This window comes from Vibrio sp. Vb0304, from assembly GCF_033338995.1.
Classification (GTDB): domain Bacteria; phylum Pseudomonadota; class Gammaproteobacteria; order Enterobacterales; family Vibrionaceae; genus Vibrio; species Vibrio alginolyticus.
In genome coordinates this window covers 1-1073 of the sequence record NZ_JAWOTT010000329.1, presented here as the reverse complement: position 1 = coordinate 1073, position 1073 = coordinate 1, and the positions used below count along the sequence as shown (strand labels likewise).

The 1073-nt window shown below is 47.0% G+C and carries 1 protein-coding gene; it reads right to left on the bottom strand.

Annotation, left to right across the window (positions count from 1 at the left end):
- Positions 1-5: 5 nt before the first annotated feature.
- The coding region (gene mraY / locus R7P35_RS26005) for a phospho-N-acetylmuramoyl-pentapeptide-transferase (protein WP_318093354.1) at positions 6-1073 on the bottom strand (1068 nt) is incomplete at its 5' end.

The window sequence follows — 1073 nt, the reverse complement described above, 5'->3', positions numbered from 1 at the left end:
TGCGATTAACGCACTTTCAATGTCGCAAGACCAATCAGAACAAGAACCATAGAAATAATCCAGAAACGCACGATTACACGAGGTTCTGGCCAACCTTTTAATTCGTAGTGATGATGAATTGGTGCCATGCGGAAAATGCGTTGACCGCGCAGCTTGTATGAACCGACTTGGAGGATTACAGACAGTGTTTCCATTACAAACACACCGCCCATGATAACCAGCACCAATTCTTGACGAACCAAAACAGCGATAGTGCCTAGTGCACCACCTAGCGCAAGAGAGCCTACGTCACCCATAAATACTTGTGCTGGATAGGTGTTGAACCATAAGAATCCAAGACCCGCGCCCACAATCGCCGTACATACCACAACAAGCTCAGAGGCGTGCGGTAGATATGGGATGTGCAGATATTCAGAAAAGTTAACGTTACCAGTCGCCCAAGCGATAACGGCAAAGCCTGCAGCAACCAGTACCGTCGGCATGATAGCCAAACCATCTAAGCCATCAGTGAGGTTTACCGCATTACTGGTGCCAACAATCACGAAGTAAGTCAGAATGATGTACATCAGACCAAGCTGTGGCATCACGTCTTTAAAGAATGGCACGACAAGCTGCGTCGCTGCTGTGTCTTTACCATAAGCGTATAGAGCAAATGCCACAACAAATGCGATCAAAGACTGCCAGAAATACTTCCAACGCGCGATCAAACCATCGGTGTTTTTACGCACCACTTTACGATAATCATCGACAAAGCCAACGGCGCCATAACCTAGCAACACCGTCAGTACCGCCCAAACATAAGGGTTGGATAAATCAGTCCACAATAGAATCGTGATCGAAATAGCCGCCAAAATCATGATACCGCCCATAGTAGGAGTACCACGCTTGCTAAAGTGAGACTCAGGGCCTTCGTTACGCACGACCTGACCAATTTGAAGCATTTGCAAACGCTTGATCATGATAGGTCCCATCCAAAGAGAAAGACCTAGGGCAGTAAGTACACTGAGAATTGCTCGAAAAGACAGGTATTCAAACAATCGGAAAAAAGACAGGTATGGCTGTAGCAGCTCGGC